Source organism: Thalassospira profundimaris, assembly GCF_003326755.1.
GTDB classification, from domain to species: domain Bacteria; phylum Pseudomonadota; class Alphaproteobacteria; order Rhodospirillales; family Thalassospiraceae; genus Thalassospira; species Thalassospira profundimaris_B.
The window spans coordinates 11495-29122 of record NZ_JPWH01000003.1; the positions used below are offsets into that span (position 1 = coordinate 11495).

The 17628-nt window shown below is 54.3% G+C and carries 14 protein-coding genes and 1 pseudogene; 11 read left to right on the forward strand and 4 right to left on the reverse strand.

Features of this window, described 5'->3' with window-relative positions; translation table 11 throughout:
• Positions 1-204: 204 nt before the first annotated feature.
• Positions 205-1911 carry an adenine deaminase gene (gene ade / locus TH25_RS04630; protein ID WP_114087273.1) on the reverse strand — a complete coding sequence of 569 codons (1707 nt, stop codon included), beginning with the start codon at positions 1909-1911 and terminating at the stop codon, positions 205-207.
• A 154-nt stretch (positions 1912-2065) separates the two neighbouring features.
• Positions 2066-2743, reverse strand: a complete 678-nt coding sequence (locus TH25_RS04635) for a class I SAM-dependent DNA methyltransferase (RefSeq protein ID WP_114087274.1) — start codon at positions 2741-2743, stop codon at positions 2066-2068.
• A gap of 306 nt (positions 2744-3049) precedes the next feature.
• Here TH25_RS04635 and TH25_RS04640 point away from each other — a divergent pair, with 306 nt between their 5' ends.
• The 7 genes from TH25_RS04640 to TH25_RS04670 all read left to right on the forward strand — a co-directional run bounded on the left by TH25_RS04640 (position 3050) and on the right by TH25_RS04670 (position 11693).
• The gene (locus TH25_RS04640; protein WP_114087275.1) at positions 3050-4969 is read left to right on the forward strand and encodes a PhoX family protein; all 1920 of its coding nucleotides are present in this window, start codon (positions 3050-3052) and stop codon (positions 4967-4969) included.
• Positions 4970-5117: 148 nt separating this feature from the next.
• A complete protein-coding gene (locus TH25_RS04645) occupies positions 5118-6026 on the forward strand; it encodes a LysR substrate-binding domain-containing protein (protein WP_114087276.1) in 909 nt (302 codons plus the stop codon).
• Between the two features lie 165 nt (positions 6027-6191).
• On the forward strand, positions 6192-7349 hold the full coding sequence (locus tag TH25_RS04650; protein ID WP_114087277.1) for an ABC transporter substrate-binding protein: 1158 nt from the start codon (positions 6192-6194) through the stop codon (positions 7347-7349).
• Between the two features lie 104 nt (positions 7350-7453).
• On the forward strand, positions 7454-8440 hold the full coding sequence (locus tag TH25_RS04655) for an ABC transporter ATP-binding protein (RefSeq protein ID WP_114087278.1): 987 nt from the start codon (positions 7454-7456) through the stop codon (positions 8438-8440).
• The gene (locus TH25_RS04660; RefSeq protein WP_258549035.1) at positions 8440-9438 is read left to right on the forward strand and encodes an ABC transporter permease; all 999 of its coding nucleotides are present in this window, start codon (positions 8440-8442) and stop codon (positions 9436-9438) included. The genes TH25_RS04655 and TH25_RS04660 overlap by 1 nt, the downstream gene beginning before the upstream one ends.
• Entirely contained in the window at positions 9428-10243 is an 816-nt protein-coding gene (locus TH25_RS04665; RefSeq protein ID WP_114087279.1) for an ABC transporter permease, read from the forward strand. Before TH25_RS04660 ends, TH25_RS04665 begins: the two co-directional genes overlap by 11 nt.
• Before the next feature lie 22 nt (positions 10244-10265).
• Positions 10266-11693, forward strand: coding sequence for a gamma-aminobutyraldehyde dehydrogenase (locus tag TH25_RS04670; RefSeq protein WP_114087280.1), 1428 nt, complete (start codon positions 10266-10268; stop codon positions 11691-11693).
• Between the two features lie 68 nt (positions 11694-11761).
• On the opposite strand, the gene TH25_RS04675 is transcribed toward TH25_RS04670, so the two are convergent.
• Entirely contained in the window at positions 11762-12991 is a 1230-nt protein-coding gene (locus TH25_RS04675; protein ID WP_114087281.1) for a TIGR03862 family flavoprotein, read from the reverse strand.
• Between the two features lie 329 nt (positions 12992-13320).
• Between TH25_RS04675 and TH25_RS04680 the strand changes: the two genes are divergently transcribed.
• From TH25_RS04680 to TH25_RS04695, 4 genes and pseudogenes are all read left to right on the forward strand, one after another.
• A complete protein-coding gene (locus tag TH25_RS04680) occupies positions 13321-14376 on the forward strand; it encodes an ABC transporter substrate-binding protein (RefSeq protein ID WP_220151342.1) in 1056 nt (351 codons plus the stop codon).
• Between the two features lie 132 nt (positions 14377-14508).
• Positions 14509-14877 (forward strand): annotated as a pseudogene (locus TH25_RS25675) (ABC transporter ATP-binding protein); the annotation flags it as partial.
• 349 nt (positions 14878-15226) lie between these two features.
• Positions 15227-16030 (forward strand): ABC transporter permease, encoded by an 804-nt coding sequence (locus TH25_RS04690; RefSeq protein ID WP_114087283.1) that lies wholly within the window; start codon positions 15227-15229, stop codon positions 16028-16030.
• A 130-nt stretch (positions 16031-16160) separates the two neighbouring features.
• The gene (locus tag TH25_RS04695) at positions 16161-16616 is read left to right on the forward strand and encodes a host attachment protein (RefSeq protein WP_114087284.1); all 456 of its coding nucleotides are present in this window, start codon (positions 16161-16163) and stop codon (positions 16614-16616) included.
• Positions 16617-16662: 46 nt separating this feature from the next.
• Here TH25_RS04695 and TH25_RS04700 read toward each other — a convergent pair whose 3' ends face one another.
• On the reverse strand, positions 16663-17619 hold the full coding sequence (locus tag TH25_RS04700; protein ID WP_114087285.1) for a helix-turn-helix domain-containing protein: 957 nt from the start codon (positions 17617-17619) through the stop codon (positions 16663-16665).
• Between the last annotated feature and the right edge of the window lie 9 nt (positions 17620-17628).

The window sequence follows — 17628 nt, forward strand, 5'->3', positions numbered from 1 at the left end:
AGGGAATATTCATTGATAAAGTCAACTAATAGAAAATATAGTTGATAAAGTCAATGATAATAATTCTTATCTGTGAAAAACTTCAAAATATGATTATTATCAATGCGTTACGGGTTAATTTTAAGCTCTTGAGCCACAAAAAACGACCCCCGCCCTTAAATCAAGGACGGGGGTGAAGATGCTTGGGCCGATTTTGCTAAGGTCTTAGTTCACGAAATCGAACTTATCGACATCAAATAATCCCCGGTCCGTCATCTTGAGATGCGGGATCACCGGCAGGGCCAAAAAGGCCACCTGCAGGAAAGGTTCGGGCAATTTGCAGTCCAGGTCCTTTGCCGCAGCACGCAAATGTTCCAGATCTTCGGAAATGGTCTCGAACGGTTTTTCGCTCATGAGGCCGGCGACGGGCAGGGGCAAATCGGCGGTAATTTTGCCGCCATTGGCAACGGCAAAACCGCCCCCCATTTCGATCAGCCGGTTAACCGCCAGGGCCATGTCGGCATCATTGGCACCCACCACTGTAATGTTATGGCTGTCATGCCCGACCGATGATGCAATGGCCCCCCGCTTAAGGCCAAAACCGGTGACAAAGCTGCGGCCGATATTGCCGTTTTTGCCGTGCCGTTCAATCACGGCCACCTTGATCACGTCGGCCTCAAGGTCGGGCACCAGCCCGTTGGCCGAAACTTCAAGGGTGGCTTCCTCGCGAAAGGTCAGGATCAGGCCGGGTTTAACACCGATCACGGGTGTCTGGTTCTGGCCCGGTTTGGGCGCGCAAACAAAGGCATCGGCCGAAACCGGCTTTGCCTTCATGGATGTTAAACCAACCGCCGGAACCTGTTCACGCGCCTCAAACAGGGCTGGCGTCACAAGTCTGCCCCCGGCGATCACGTCGCTGACCTGGCAGTCTTCCAGATTATCGAGCAAAGCAATATCCGCCCGCCAGCCCGGACCAATCAACCCGCGATCCTTAAGGCCAAAAATACGTGCTGCCGAATGGGATGCCGCCCGGTAAACATGATGCAGCGGCCGTCCCTTGGCAATCAGGCGGCGGATCAACGCATCCAGGTGGCCTTCCTCGCCAATATCCAGCGGGTTACGGTCATCGGTACACAGGGCAACAAAGCTTGAGGTGTTTTCATCCAGAATTTCGGCAAGGGCTTCCAGATCCTTGGAAACAGACCCTTCACGGATCAAAATCGCCATGCCTTTTGCCAGCTTTTCACGGGCTTCTTCGGCCGATGTGGCCTCGTGATCGGTGCGAATACCTGCCGCCATATAGCCATTTAACGGCAAGCCGCGCACCAGCGGCGCATGACCATCCATATGACCATCCTGAAACGCCAGCAGCTTTGCCATAATGCCGGGATCAAGGTTCAGCACGCCGGGATAATTCATCACCTCGGCCAGGCCAACCACCTTGGGGTGATCGCGAAATGGCAGTAAATCATCGATCTCAAGCTGCGCACCTGATGTTTCAAACGGCGTTGCAGGCACGCAGGATGACAGGTTGACGCGAATATCCATAATGGCGCGTTCGGCACTATCCAGGAAATAGCGAATACCGGCAGCCCCCAGTACATTGGCAATTTCATGCGGGTCACACAAAACCGTGGTCACACCATGCGGCAAAACACAGCGGTCAAATTCCAGCGGGGTGACAAGCGAACTTTCGATATGAAGATGCGTATCAATAAAGCCGGGTACGGCAAAGCGACCGGTGCCGTCAATTTCAACATCGCCTTTATAATCGGCATGGGTGCCGACAATGCGATCACCTACAATGGCAATATCGGTTGTGATGATGGCACCGGTAATAACATCGAGCAGGCCAACATTACGAATGACCATATCCGCCGGGACTTTGCCCTGTCCGGCTTGAATACATTTTGAAAGTCGGGAATGGTCCATCGCGTTATCCTTTGTTCCTGTTTGCGGCACATGCTGCATGCTTTCAGGAATAAACGATCTGGTGGCCCCGGGCACTAGTTAATCTGTTTTTCGCATCTCTGCCGTGCAGGGTGGCTGCTATTGGCCATTTCCCGGCATGGCGGATGAGTTCGGGTTAATCCGCCTGCACGCGATAAATATCGTAATATATCAGCTTGCTGTCGCCAAAATCGCTGTGCCGGGGAATATAGGGCGATGGGGGCGAATGATGGACCTGTTCCCACAGCATTTCAGATGTCAGCTTTTGCATCAGGTCGGCAAAGGCCGTGTCATAAAGGTCGGTTCGGTGGGTAAAGGTAATGATGCCGCCCGGTTTGACGAGGCGAACAAGTTCGCGCATCAGACCTTCGATATGTCGAACATAGGTTAGCGCGCCAATACATTGTGCCGCGGCAAAGCTGTTGTCGTCAAAATCCAGTTGCTGGTTCATGTTCTGGATTTTCAGAAGGGTGTAACAGTCCTTGGCTTTGGCCTGTTTCAGGGATTCTGGCGAAATATCAATGCCGGTTATGTGGCGATACCCCTGTTTGGCAAGTTCCAGCCCGGTTAAACCGGTGCCACATCCGGCATCCAGGATCGGGCTGTCTTTGGCAATATTCTGTTGCGCCATGATGGTGGCGGCTTTTGTCGGGGCTTCATAGCCCATATCCAGCAGGTCTTTTTCGTAGGACGTCGCCCATTTGTCATAATAGGCTGCCAGTTCTTCGGGGCTGGCATCGGTCATGCTGGCAAGGTCGGATGCTGTATCGGAAATATCTTTCTGGCTGGTGGCGCCATTACTGGCATCTACCATGTTTTCACCTCTCTGATTTTGCGGCTTTATTTTTCTGAAGTCACGCCAAGTAAGGCACAGACGACGGCCAATTGCAAGTTAGGACCGGGAAGCTCGATGGCACGGGTTGCACCTCTTGTTGAACAGGGTGGTCAAAATTCGCCTGCGTGCTTTGATTGTTATCTGGAATGACACCAAAGTTTTATCAAACCGTCACAGACAAAAATTAGAATGCGGGCATCGCCTGTTTTGCTCTGGGTTTGACAGGCAGCTCTCTCTTACGGGTTTCTTCCCGGATTTCAGATTGTTATTTTGAGGATTAACGACATGACCAGCCCAACCGGCATTTCCCGCCGTTCGCTGCTTGGTATTCTTGCGGGCGCGCCTTTCCTCCCGTTGCTTGAAACATCGGCCCTGTCCATGCTGGGCAGCACCCCGGCCTTTGCCGCAACGGCCAAAAATCGTGTCAAGTCGATTGAATTTGTGGGTATGGCTGCCCCCGCAACCGACGCCGAACGGGCCACCACCACGGTTAATTCCGGCCTTGTCGCAACCTATGAAAATGGTGCAACACAGGCTTTCAAACTGGGGTATAAACCGCTTTTCATTACGGGTGACGAAGTTCCCGATGGCAAGGGCGGCAAGGTTGTTGCCGGTGGCTATCGCGACATCAACAACAACCCGATCATTGATGAATCCTCGCCCGACAAACGCCAGTTCTTCTCGGACTGCCCGGATGGCTACAGCCTGATCAAAGTTGATGGCGCCAAGGTTCCGGGTGTGAAGGGCAACACGGTTTTCGCCGTGGTTCAGTTTGAATATACCTCGCGCGCCTATGATGGCACCGACATGTATGGCAAGCTGCCATCCCCGATTGCCGTTCTGACCTTTGACCAGGACCCGAAAAGCGGCGAGCTGAGCCTGGTTCAGTATCATCCGGTTGATACCAGCAAGGTACATGGCCTCTGGATCACATGTGCCGCCAGCCTGTCCCCCTGGAATACGCATCTGTCATCGGAAGAATACGAACCCGATGCCACCAAGGCAGCCACCTCGGAAGAATTCCAGACCTACAGCAAAACCCTGTATGGCGATCCGAAAAAGGCCAATCCCTATCATTACGGCCACATGCCCGAAGTGATCGTAAATGCCGATGGCACCGGCGAAATCAAAAAGCATTATTGCCTGGGCCGTATTTCGCACGAACTGGTGCAGGTCATGCCGGATCAGCGCACGACCCTCATGGGTGACGATGCCACCAATGGCGGCCTGTTCATGTTCATCGCCGACAAACCGGCGGACCTTTCCTCGGGTAAACTTTATGTTGCCAAGGTCATGCAGCGCGAAGGTGTTGACCTGGACAAGGGCGGTTCGTTTGACCTGAAATGGGTCCTTCTGGGACATGCCACCAGCGACGAAATCAAGGCGCTGGCCGATAAACTGACAGCCGATGACATTATTGATGTTGTCCATGAAGACCCGAAAGATGACAGCTTCACCGCCATTCGTTTCAGCGGCAAGGAACAGTGGGTGCGCGTTAAACCGGGCATGGAAAAGGCCGCAGCCTATCTTGAAACCCACCGTTATGCCCCGCTGGTGGGCGGTACGCTGGCCTTCACCAAAATGGAAGGCACCACGGTCAATGCCAAGGACAAAATCGGTTATTCCGCCATGTCCTATATCTATAAATCCATGAGCGACGGTAAAAACCCGATCAAGGTTGACCAGATCAAGGCCGGTGCCGTTTACGCATGGCCGATGACCGGCGGCCAGACCGATACCGACGGCAATGCGATTGATAGTGACTGGGTCCCGGTCACGATGGCCGCCGTGCCGGAACTGATTGGCCGTGACCTTGAAACCCCGGATGAAATCGGCAACACCGCTGATGTCAACCTGATTGCCAACCCGGATAACATCAAGTTCTCCGAAAAAATGCGGACCCTGTTTGTCGGTGAAGACAGCGGCAACCACGTCAATAACTTCCTGTGGGCCTATAATGTCGATACCAAAAAGCTGGACCGCATCCTTTCCTGCCCGGCTGGTGCCGAATCAACCGGCCTGCATGCTGTCGATGACATGAACGGCTTTGCCTACATCATGAGCAACTTCCAGCATCCGGGCGACTGGGAAAAAGGCCTGCACGACAAGGTCAAAGCCGAACTCGAACCCCTGATTGACGCCAACTACCGCGACCGCTTTGCCGGTGGTGTTGGGTACATCCACGGGATTCCTGTCGAAGGCTGATTAGTCTTTATTGCAGTGCACCTTTCAAAGGGGCAGGCTCTTGGGCTTGCCCTTTTTTTAGAGTGATCATTTCATGTGGCAGGGCAATTTACAGGGTTGTTAAATTCGCAGCGACTTCCTTCGCGCGATCTTTTATTCTTTCCGGATTATGGCATTTACGATCCGACAACTTCAGTATTTCGTTGCGGTGGCCGAGCAGGGGACGGTTTCCGGCGCGGCGCATATTCTGTCGATTTCGCAATCGGCTGTTACCGAAGCGATCAAGGAACTGGAAATTGATCTGGGGGTTTCCCTGTTCGAGCGGCATTCCCGTGGCCTGAATATCACCCATCAGGGGCATCAGTTTTTGCGGCATGCAACGGCCATTCTGGCCGATGTTTCGGATGCCAGGCGCGCGTTTGAGGGCAATCAGAAAACGCTGAAAGGGGAGTTGCATCTGGGTGTGACCTCGCTGGTGGCGGGTTATGTGCTGTCCGATATTCTCGCCCGGTATCGTCGGGCGTATCCGGCCGTGACTGTTTCGGCGATCGAGGATAATGGCGATTACCTGGAACATCTTCTGATCGGCGGCGAGATTGATGTGGCGGTGATGGTGATCTCTAACCTGCGCGATCGCATGGCCCTGCAATCGGAAATTCTTGAAGTGTCGCCCTATCGCCTGTGGTTGCCGATGGGGCATCGGCTGGCGACCGCGCAAAGCATCAGTTTGACCGATGTCACATCCGAGCCATTGATCATGCTGACAGTCGATGAGATTGAAGAGGCGACGGGCAAATTGCTGGGGGCTTTGGGCGCACGGCTGGATGTGGCGTTTCGCACCCGCTCGGTCGAGGCGGTGCGCAGCCTGGTGGCAACCGGGGCCGGGGTGGCGTTGCTGCCCGATCTGGTTTATCGCCCCTGGTCGCTGGAAGGCGACCGGATTGAATCGCGCGATGTATCGGGCACGCTGCCAGTGGTGCAGGTTGGTGTTGTCTGGCGCAAGGGTTTGAAACTCAGCCAGGCGGCGCGCGATTTTATCGGGGTTGCACAGGCCCATCGTGCAATGCGGCAACGGTAAATTTTTGTCATTATTATATTGATAATATTGGATTTTATATAGGTATCGGTAAATCCGATACCGTGTTTCTGATAAATGAAATTGTGAAACCGGGGATAAGGCGTACCCTCCTTGTACGGAAAAAGTGATCAGCAAGATCGCATTCCATTAACAGGGAGACTAATCATGAAATCGCTTTTGCAATGCTGCACAGCGGTAACGCTTGTGCTGTCGATGGCCGGTCAGGCCGGTGCTGCCGAAATGATTGAAAAACTGGGAGAAGGTGAAGGGCAGGTCAATATTGTCGCCTGGCCGGGCTATATCGAACGCGGCGATACCGACAAGGCCTATGACTGGGTGACGGATTTTGAAAAATCCACCGGCTGTAAGGTTAACGTCAAAACCGCAAACACCTCCGATGAGATGGTTGCCCTGATGAATGAGGGCGGGTTTGACCTTGTCACCGCGTCTGGCGATGCGTCTTTGCGCATGATTGCCGGGAAACGGGTGCAACCCATCAATACGGCCCTTATTCCAAGCTGGAGCACGGTGGATAAACGCCTTCAGGATGCTGCCTGGTATACGGTTGACGGTGTGCATTATGGCGTTCCCTACCAGTGGGGGCCAAATGTGCTGCTTTATAACACCAAGGATTTCAAGGAACCGCCCACCAGTTGGGATGTTGTTTTTAATGAAATGACGATGGCCGATGGCAAATCCAACAAGGGCCGTATCCAGGCCTATGACGGTGCCATTCATATTGCCGATGCCGCCAATTACCTGATGGCGCACAAACCTGAACTGGGCATTAAAGACCCCTATGAGCTTAATGAAGAGCAGTATCAGGCGGCACTGGATTTGTTGCGCGGGCAGCGCAAGCTGGTATCGCGCTACTGGCATGATGCAATGGTCCAGATTGATGACTTTAAAAACGAAGGCATGGTCGCATCTGATTCCTGGCCGTTTCAGGTGAACCTGTTAAAGGCCGATGGTGTGCCGGTGGCATCGACAATCCCCAAGGAAGGGGCAACCGGCTGGGCCGATACCACCATGATGCAGGCTGATGCTGCTCACCCGAATTGTGCCTATATGTGGATGGAGCATTCGATCCAGCCCAAAGTGCAGGGCGATGTGGCGGCCTGGTTTGGCTCCAACCCGGCGGTGCCTGCTGCGTGTAAGGGGAATGAACTGCTGGGTGATGAAGGCTGTAAAACCAACGGCTTTGATGATTTTGACCGCATTAAATTCTGGCGCACCCCGGTTTCCAAATGCGCAAGCCAGGATCAGTGCGTGCCCTATTATCGTTGGGTTTCGGATTATATCGCCGTGATTGGCGGGCGTTAAACCCGCCAGCATTTATCAAGACCAAAATTTACCCTCATCAACAGGGTCCTTCCCTGCCTTCGCCCTTGTCCGGGGGCAGGGCGGACCCGGTGACTGGATTTCCCATGCCATCTGCTGTCCTTTTCTCGAAAATCTCGCGTCATTTCGGTGCGGTGCGTGCGATCGATGATCTCGATCTGGAAATTGCACCGGGCGAGTTTTTTGCCATGTTGGGCCCCTCTGGGTCCGGCAAAACCACCTGTTTGCGCCTTATTGCCGGTTTTGAACAGCCGACATCGGGGCATCTTGAAATTTTTGGCGAAACGATGGAAGGCGTTCCGCCCTATCGCCGTAACGTGAATACGGTTTTTCAGGATTACGCCCTGTTTCCCCATATGAATATTGCGGAAAATGTTGCTTATGGCCTGATGATCCGGGGGGTGGGCAAGGCCGAAAGGTTGCGTGCCGCCGGGGAGGCACTGGAAATGGTGCAATTGCCGGGCTATGGCGCACGCCGCCCCGGTCAGCTTTCCGGCGGGCAGCGGCAACGTGTGGCTCTGGCCCGTGCATTGGTCAACAAGCCCAAGGTGTTGTTGCTCGACGAACCCCTGGGGGCGCTGGACCTTAAATTGCGTGAACAGATGCAGGAAGAACTCAAGGTTCTGCAACGCACATTGGACATTACCTTTGTTTTCGTCACACATGACCAGGGTGAGGCCCTGTCGATGGCGGATCGCGTGGCGGTTTTTTCCGACGGTAAAATCATGCAGGTGGGAACGCCCCAGGATATTTATCAAAAACCCCGATCGCGTTTTGTCGCCGATTTTGTCGGATCGTCAAATGTTTTGCCGCCAGACTTTGTTGAAACCCTGACCGGCCTTTCCCTATGGGCCAGTTTGCGGCCCGAGGCCATCACGATCACCGATCAGGGCGGATACGAGGCCCAGGCGATTTCGCAAAGTTACCTTGGCGGATCAACCCGCCTTGGCCTGTCATTAAATGGCTTGCGCCTGAATGCGGTTGTCCCGGCAGGCAAACCTGTGCCCGAAAGTGGGGAAACGGTCCGGATTGACTGGGACCGCAATGCCCTTCATTTGATGGAGGCGTCGTAATGGTGGCCTCTTCATCCTCTGTACCCGATGGTGCCGCGATGTCGGGCGGAAGTCCCGCAGAAAGACCCGCCATTCTGCCGGGACGCGGTGGGTTCTTTGGCGCATTTTCCGACCGGGTTTGGCGCAGCCAGGGGTTTTTGCTGCTTTTGCTTCTGGCACCGCCGGTTTTATGGCTGGGGATCATTTATCTGGGATCGCTTTTTGCCCTGTTATTGCAAAGTTTCTTCTCGATTGACGAGTTCACAGGGCTGATTCAGTACCATTTCACGCTTAGTACCTATGGCGAACTGTTCCGCCCGACCAACCTTGATATTATCGTGCGCACCGTTCTGATGGCATCCAGCGTTACGCTGGCATCCGCCATTCTGGCGTTTCCCGTGGCCTATTTTGCTGCCCGTTATGCACGCGGCAAATGGAAGGCGCTGTTTTATATCGGGGTCATGCTGCCGCTGTGGTCCAGCTATCTGGTCAAGGTTTATGCCTGGAAACTGATTTTGGCCAAGGAAGGCATCCTGACCTGGCTGTTTGCCAAACTGCATCTGACATGGTTGCTGGATGGCTGGTTGTCGCTGCCGATCATTGGGGGCTATTCCCTCTCGGTCAGTTATACCGGCACTTTTCTGGTGTTTTTATATGTCTGGCTGCCTTTCATGATCCTGCCTATTCAGGCCGCGCTTGAACGTGTGCCAGGCAGCTATCTGGAGGCCTCATCCGACTTGGGCGCACAGCCGTGGCAGACGTTCCGTCATATTCTGTTTCCCTTGGCACTGCCCGGTATTGCGGCAGGGTCGATCTTTACCTTTTCGCTCACACTGGGTGACTACATCATTCCGCAAATTGTGGGTTCTTCGCGCCTGTTTATCGGTCAGGCGGTTTATACCCAGCAGGGGACGGCGGGGAACATTCCACTCGCCGCGGCCTTTGCCGTCGTGCCGATTATCATCATGGGCTTTTATCTGTGGATGGCCAAACGCATGGGGGCTTTCAATGCGCTCTGATCGAAACACGCGGGCACCTGTCAGCCTGAAAATTGCGGCAGCCGGTGGTTTGTTGTTCATGCACCTGCCCATCCTGCTGATCTTTGCCTACGCCTTCACGACCGAGGAAAAAAGCTATCAGTGGCCGTTACCGGGATTAACCCTGAAATGGTTCGCTGTCACCTGGAACCGGCCGGATGTCTGGCAGGCATTGGGGCTGTCGGTTCGGGTGGCGATTGTTTCCACCCTGATTGCCGTAGTGCTGGGCACCTTATGTGCCGGTGCCATTTCCCGCTCCAAATTTTTCGGGCGCGAAACAATTTCCCTGCTGGTGATCCTGCCCATTGCCTTGCCCGGCATTATTACCGGTATTGCGCTGCGTTCGGCGTTTAACCTTGCTGATATTCCCTATTCCTTCTGGACCATTGTTTTGGGGCACGCGACCTTTTGTGTGGTGGTGGTTTACAACAATGCGGTCGCCCGGTTTCGGCGTACATCGGGTTCACTGGTCGAGGCCTCGATGGATTTGGGCGCGGATGCGTTTCAGACCTTTCGCCATGTGATCCTGCCCAATATTGCAACCGCGCTTCTGGCGGGCGGCATGCTGGCCTTTGCCCTTTCATTTGACGAGGTGATCGTCACAACCTTCACCGCCGGGCAACAATCAACCTTGCCGATCTGGATGCTGGAAGAACTGGTGCGCCCCCACCAACGCCCCGTGACCAATGTGGTTGCGCTGGTGGTGGTGATGGTCACGGTTCTGCCCATTCTTGGGGCCTATTACCTGACGCGGGATGGCGATCAGATCGCCGGTCATGGCAAATAATTTTAAAAGACGGAGAATAATCATGGATACTCAAATGCTGATCGGTGGCGCGTTTGAAAACGGCACCGAAACCGAGGAAAACGTCATCAACCCCAAAACCGGCGAAACCATCCTGCTGTTGCCCGAGGCATCAATAGACCAGATCGAACGCGCGGTTGCCGCCGCCGAGAAAGCCTTTCAAAGCTGGTCGCGCACAACACCCGGTGAACGATCGGCCTGCCTTCTGAAAATCGCCGACCGGATCGAGGCCGAGGCCGACGAATTTGCCGCCCTGGAGGCGCTGAATTGCGGCAAGCCGATCAATGCCGTGAAAAACGATGAAATTCCGGCAATTGTCGATTGTTACCGGTTTTTCGCCGGGGCGGTTCGCTGCATGCCGGGATCGGCGGCGGGCGAATATATGGCCGGTCATACATCCATGATCCGGCGGGATCCGATCGGGATTGTAGGCTCCATCGCGCCGTGGAATTACCCGCTGATGATGATGGCCTGGAAACTGGCTCCGGCATTGGGTGGCGGCAATACGGTTGTGTTCAAACCATCCGAACAAACGCCGCTAACCGCCCTGAAAATGGCGAAAATTCTGGCTGATGTGCTGCCAGAAGGGGTGGTGAATGTGGTGCTGGGGCGCGGGGCAACCGTTGGCAACAGCCTGATCAATCATCCAAAAATCGACATGGTATCGATCACCGGCGATGTCGCGACCGGCAAGAAGGTTTTGCAGGCGGCGGCAAAGTCCGTCAAGCGCACGCATCTGGAACTTGGCGGCAAGGCCCCGGTGGTTGTGTTTGATGATGCCGATATTGATGCGGTTGTTGAAGGGTTGCGCGCCTTTGGTTTTTATAATGCCGGGCAGGATTGCACGGCAGCCTGCCGCATTTATGCCGGACCCAAAATTTATGACAAGCTGGTGGCGGATCTGGCATCGAGTGTATCGACCATCAAATATGGCCTGGCTGATGACGGGCAAAATGAAATTGGCCCGTTGATTTCCGCCCGCCAGCGCGACCGGGTTTCAAGTTTTGTCGCCCGTGCGGCGGAGCAAAAACACATCGAAATCGCAACCGGCGGCAAGCCCAAGGATGGCAATGGCTTCTTTTATCAGCCCACCGTGATTGCCGGGGCCTTGCAAAGTGACGAAATCGTCCGGCGCGAGGTATTTGGCCCGGTGGTATCGGTCACACGTTTTTCCGATGTGGACGAAGCCGTCACCTGGGCCAATGATTCCGATTATGGGCTGGCATCTTCAATCTGGACCCGCGATATATCACGCGCCATGCAAACGGCGGCACGGTTGCGCTATGGCTGCACATGGATCAATACGCATTTCATGCTGGTTAATGAAATGCCGCATGGCGGCCTCAAACAGTCGGGTTATGGCAAGGACATGTCGCTTTATGCGCTGGAGGATTATACCGCCGTGCGCCATGTCATGATCGCACACGGTTAAATTCGGCGTTGCGCCAACTTATATCGGGTTGCCTTCCGGTTTGTCATCCAGGCCGTTGGCAACCCGATTTATGTCGAAGTTGAAAAGCCCGAGGCCAGACACGCGCTTAACAAATATCCCCCGGTGGGGGCTTCCCAATCCACCATTTCACCAAGGCAATAGGTGTCGGGGCGTTTGAGAAGCTGGAAATTTTCATCAAGCTCGTCCCACGCCACACCGCCAGCGGTGCTAATGGCTTCATCGAGTGGGCGGGGGCGGGTAATGGGAAGGGGCAGGGCCTTGATGCTTTGCGCTAGTTTGGCCGGGTCATTCAGGACCTCGCGCGGGGTGACTTCAAATATCAATGCCGTTTTGGTGGCATCCAGGCCCAGTGTTTTACGCAAATGATTACCCAGCGAATTTTTACCGCGCGGTTTGGCAAGACGGGTGGTGACGTCGCCCAAGTCGCGGTCCGGCGTCAAATCCAGCATGAGTGTCGCGCTGCCGGTTTGTTGCCATTGATCGCGCAGGGTGGCAGAAATGGCGTAAACGGCACTGCCTTCGATCCCGATTTTTGAAATAACAAACTCGCCGCGAATGGTTTGATCGCCTGCCGAAAGTGTCACCGCCTTAACCGGCTGGCCCGCGCATTTATCAATCAAATGCTGGGTCCAGTTTACAACAAAGCCGCAATTGGCCGGTTTGAACGGGTTGCATTTAATACCCGCCGCCTGAAGGATTTGCATCCATTTGCCATCCGACCCCAGGCGCTTCCAGCTTCCCCCGCCAAGGGCCAGAATGGTGATGTCAGCTTTGGCCTGTAGGGTGCCGTTGGGGGTGGTGAACAGGGCATTTCCTGCCTCATCCCACCCGGTCCAATAATGTCGGTAATGGATTTGACATCCCAAATCATCAAGCCGCCTGAGCCAGGCACGCAAAAGCGGGCTGGCCTTCATTACCGTCGGGAAAACCCGGCCCGACGAGCCGATAAAGGTTTCCACTCCCAATTTGGCGCACCATTGGCGAATTTCGTTGGGTCCGAAAGCACGCAGATGTGGTTCCAGCCTTGCGCGTGAAGCACCATAGCGTGACAGGAACGTTTCCAGATCCTCGTTATGGGTAATATTCAGCCCGGATTTCCCCGCCATCAGAAATTTGCGCCCCGCACTGGGCATGGCCTCGTAAATTGTCACGTCATATCCGGCCCCGGCCAGCCTTTCGGCCGCCATCAGCCCGGCGGGGCCTGCACCAATAATCATGGCACTTTGGGCCGGTGTATCCGGTGTATGGGCGTTACCGGAGGCGAGGGGACGGGGCATAAAGATGGCCTTTATCAGTGAGCAGGGAGGAGCTTGCCTTAAAGAGCACCGGTTATGACTGTTTCGCCCCATTTTGGCAATCCAATGCAATGACGTTACCCGCATCATGACGGGAAATGGCTGCCGGGTGATCGCGTCAAGGTGGGTGGAATGCGTTAAATTCTTGCGGAATCGTGCCAAACATTGGCAATTTTGTGCCAAGTCGTATAACAAAATTCCAGTGCCCTTGGGCAAATCGAATTGGGGCGATATTCGGCCCGGGCCGCTTCCGGCGGGGATTGACGGTTATGCAGGCCCATAAATCAAAAGACGTTATGTGGAGGAAAAAGATGTTCTCATCGCAGATCCGGCGTGTTGCCCGTGGGGCAATGGCGATTGCGGCGGTTGCCACCCTGTCAACGGCGGTGGCGGGTGTTGCCAGTGCTGCTGAAAAAATCAACATTGCAACCCTGGCCTTTGTGTCAAGCGCGCCGCTGTTTATTGCCAAGGAAAAGGGCTATTTCGCCGATGAAGGGCTGGATGCGGAACTGACCTTTTTCCGCGCGGCACAGCCGGTATCGGTTGCCATTGCATCGGGCGATGCCGATTTTGGGGTGACGGCCTTTACCGGTGGCTTTTTTAACCTGGCAGCCAAAGGTGCGCTTAAGGTCATTGGCGCGCAACTGCATGAAGAACCGGGATATGACGGGTCGGCCATTCTGGTGTCAAACAAGGCCTATGATGCCGGTTTAACCAAGGTCGAACAATTGGGCGGGCACAGTTTTGCCCTAAGCCAGGTGGGTTCAAGCTTTCATTACATGATTGGCAATGTCGCCGAAAAGGCAGGCTTTGATCTTGCCAGCATGGATTTAAAACCACTGCAGGCGGTGCCCAACATGATTGGCGCGCTTAAAACCGGGCAGGTGGACAGCATGATCATTGTGCCCCACATTGCCAAGCCGCTGGCCAATGCAGGGGCCGCCCATATCATTGGCTGGGTCAAGGATTATGTGCCCTATCAGGTGGGCGGGCTGTTTACCTCCACCCGCAATGTTGAACAACGCCGCGATGTGGTCGAACATTTCGTCAAGGCCTATCAAAAAGGTGTTGCCGATTATCGCGCGGCCCTGCTGGCGACCGATGAAAATGGCAAACTGGTCAAGTCTGATAGCACCGACGAGATCCTGAAAATCGTGCATAAATATGTTTATGCCGACGACCCGGAAGAAAAGGCATTTCCCAAAATTCGCAATGGCGCGATGTTTATTACCAAGGATGCCCGCCTTGATGTGGCCGATGTGAAAAAGCAGGTCAAATGGTATCAGGATCACGGCTATGTCTCCAAAGATGCCGACCCCGATACCTTCATTGATACCAGCTTTATCCCGCCGCTTGATGCAAAATAAGTGCTGCCGATCTTTGTTTGGAACCGGCCTGTGTTTGCGGGCCGGTTCATTTGTTTTTCCATATTCATTTCATTGACAAGAGGGCCGGTTATGCGGCTGGAAATTTCCGGGGTCAGCCATCGTTATGATCAGATGGAGGCCCTGCGCGATATTGATCTGACCATCGAACCGGGCGAGATTGTCGCCCTGATCGGGCCATCGGGCTGTGGTAAATCAACCCTGCTTAGCATTATAGGCGGCATGTTACAGCCTAGCGAAGGGCAGGTAAGTGCCAGTGGTGCCGTTCCCGAAGGATGCCTGAACCCGTTAACATATGTGTTTCAGGATTTCGCGCTGCTGCCCTGGCGCACGGTTGCAGGCAATATCAGCCTGGTTTTGGAAGATCATAAATTAAGCAAGGTAGAACGGGCGGCACGTATTGACGAAGTCCTGGCGCAAACCGGCCTGTCGGATTTTCGCAATGCCTATCCCAAGCAGCTTTCGGGCGGCATGAAACAGCGTGTTGGCATTGCCCGTGCGCTTGCGGTGCGCCCGGCTGTTTTGCTGATGGACGAACCATTGTCCGCCCTGGATGCGCAAACCCGTATTTTGCTGCTGGATGAGTTTTCGGCCCTGTTTGCTCGCACCGGCATGACGGCGGTGTATGTGACGCATAATTTAAACGAGGCCGTTCGTCTGGCGCACCGGGTGGTGGCACTGCGCCGCCGCCCCGGCACGATCAAGGAAATTCACACCATTGATGTGCCGATTGACCAGCGCCATGAAGGTGATCCGCAGATTGCCGCGCACGAGGCCGCGTTGTGGGAACTCATTCGCGATGAAGCCATTGCCGCAGACAAGGAGCTTGAACATGTCGGATGATCGCACAGCTGTAAAAAATCCTGTTCGGTTGCGAGCGATTGGGTTTAACCCGCGTGCCAACCCGTATGCTGCCTGGGGCAGTTTTATTGTATTGGTCATTCTTTGGCAAATCGGCTCCTCAACCGGGTTTATCAGCGAGCTTGCCATGCCAAGCCCTGTTGCGGTGGGCAAGGCCCTTTGGCAATTGATCGTTTCGGGCGAATTGTGGGTGCATCTGGCGGCATCGGCACAGCGTTTGGCGGTTGGCTGGGTGTTGGGGACAGTGGCGGGCCTGACAGTCGGGTTTTTAATTGGCATGTTTTCCTGGGCGCGGTCGCCCGGCGTGGCACTGGTTTCGGCCCTTTTTCCCATTCCCAAAATCGCGCTTTTGCCGCTTTTCATCATCTGGTTTGGCATTGGCGAGCCGTCAAAATTTGCCACCATTGGCTTTGGTGTGTTTTTCCCCACGGTGATCAATACCTTTAGCGGTGTGGACAATGTGGCGCGCAATTTGATCCGGATGGGGCAAAGTTTTGATCTGTCCACCTGGTCGATTGTGCGCAAAATCATCTTGCCTGGTGCCTTGCCCACCATCCTGTCGGGTTTTCGTATTTCATCCTCTATCGCCATTATTTTGCTGGTCGCGGCTGAAATGATCGGCGCGCAATACGGCATCGGCGCTTTGATTCTGTCGGCAGGCAACCTGTATCAAACCGATCAGCTTATTGCCGGGGTGGTTGTTCTTTCGCTTTTGGGGCTGTCGGTTTCGTGGCTTTTGGGGCGGTTGGACAAATGGTTGCTATCCTGGCGGTAATCGCGGGGTTGTTTGAAAATGTTTTAAAAAAGGGGCTAAATGCGGCCCTTTTTTTGTGGGGAAAGAATGGAACATTACCCGTTTTGTGGGCGTTGCCGACCCGTTAGCAATAACAAAAAGGCAGATTATCATGCACAATAATCAATGGATCCTTGTTGCCGATGGCGGGCAGGCAAATGTTCTTGCCGTTACAAAGGATGCCGAAGGCTGTCATCTTGAGATTGTCCATGAAATGTCGGCGGATAATCGCCCCAGCCACGAAATCGCCAGTGACAAACCGGGGCGCGGATTTGCCAATCCTGGCGGGAATCAGCAACGCCACGCCATGCCGCCATCAACCGATCCTCACCGCCATGCCCAGGATGAATTTGTGGCCGATGTGGTGAATTGGCTGACAGATAAACGCAATCATAACCGTTTTGAAAATCTGGTGGTGATTGCGCCACCCCGCATCATGGGTGAAATGCGCAACAAAATGCCCAAGCCCCTGGCCGAGACGGTTGAGGGTGAAATAACCAAGGATCTGACCAATATACCTGTTCAGGAATTGCCCCGGCATTTAAGTGGAACAGCCGGGTGGTTGTGATCGGTATGGCGTTATACGCGATTTGCAAACAGCAAGTTCAAATTGCCTAACGGTACAAGGCACGATAACGGGCGGGGGACATCCCCGCCTTTTTTGCGAAAAAGCGCGAAAAATACCCGGCATCCTGATAACCCAGTTCATCGGCGATTTGCTGAATATTGATGTCGGTATAGATCAGCGTGCGCTTCGCCTCCAGCAACAGGCGATTGTGCAGGACCTCGATGGCAGTTTGTCCGACAATATCCTTGCAAATCCGGTTGAGCTGCGTGGTGGTAACACCGATGTCGCGGGCGTAATGCTCCAGCGATAAATGCTGGCGGTACCGGGTTTCAATCAGGTTCTGAAACTTGCGAAATTTCGCGTTTTTCTGCTCCTGGCGCGACAGGCGGCCGTCGCGATGCAATTCGCCATGTCGCCCGGCTTCGAGCAGCAGTAAACCAATAATATTGCGCAATGCAAATAAACGGCCAACGGAATGACCATAATATTCCTGAACCAGTTGGTGGACCAGAAAATCGGTTGCGCTCTGGTCTGTCAGGTGTTGGGCCATCAGCATGGTTTTGTCATTGGGTGCCCCAGGAGGGGGATTATCCTGTTTTTCGGGCAACAAGCAAAGTGGTGTATCAAGGCAACTGTTTAGCCGTGGCACCATTGCCAGAATCTCGCGCACATGGTCATCGGTCAGGGAAATAACCCAGCCATCAATATCCTCGCTAAAATGAAATCCATGCACCGTTCCCGGCGGCACGGTTAACAATGTTTGCGGGCCGATGGTGAATTGCCGGTCATCAAATTCGATCCCGGCCTGCCCGCGCGTGATGAACAGCAACTGAAACAGATTGGCATGACGGTGCGGCTGGATGTGCATGTCATGCAGGCGCGAGCGGGACGGGATTGATTCCAGATGAAAAAATTCCGGTTCCTGTTCGACATTGCCGTTCATGGCGATGTTTTCGCCATACAGCCGATAAACCGGAATTGTTTCGCGCGTCGCAATCATCATTTTATCTGC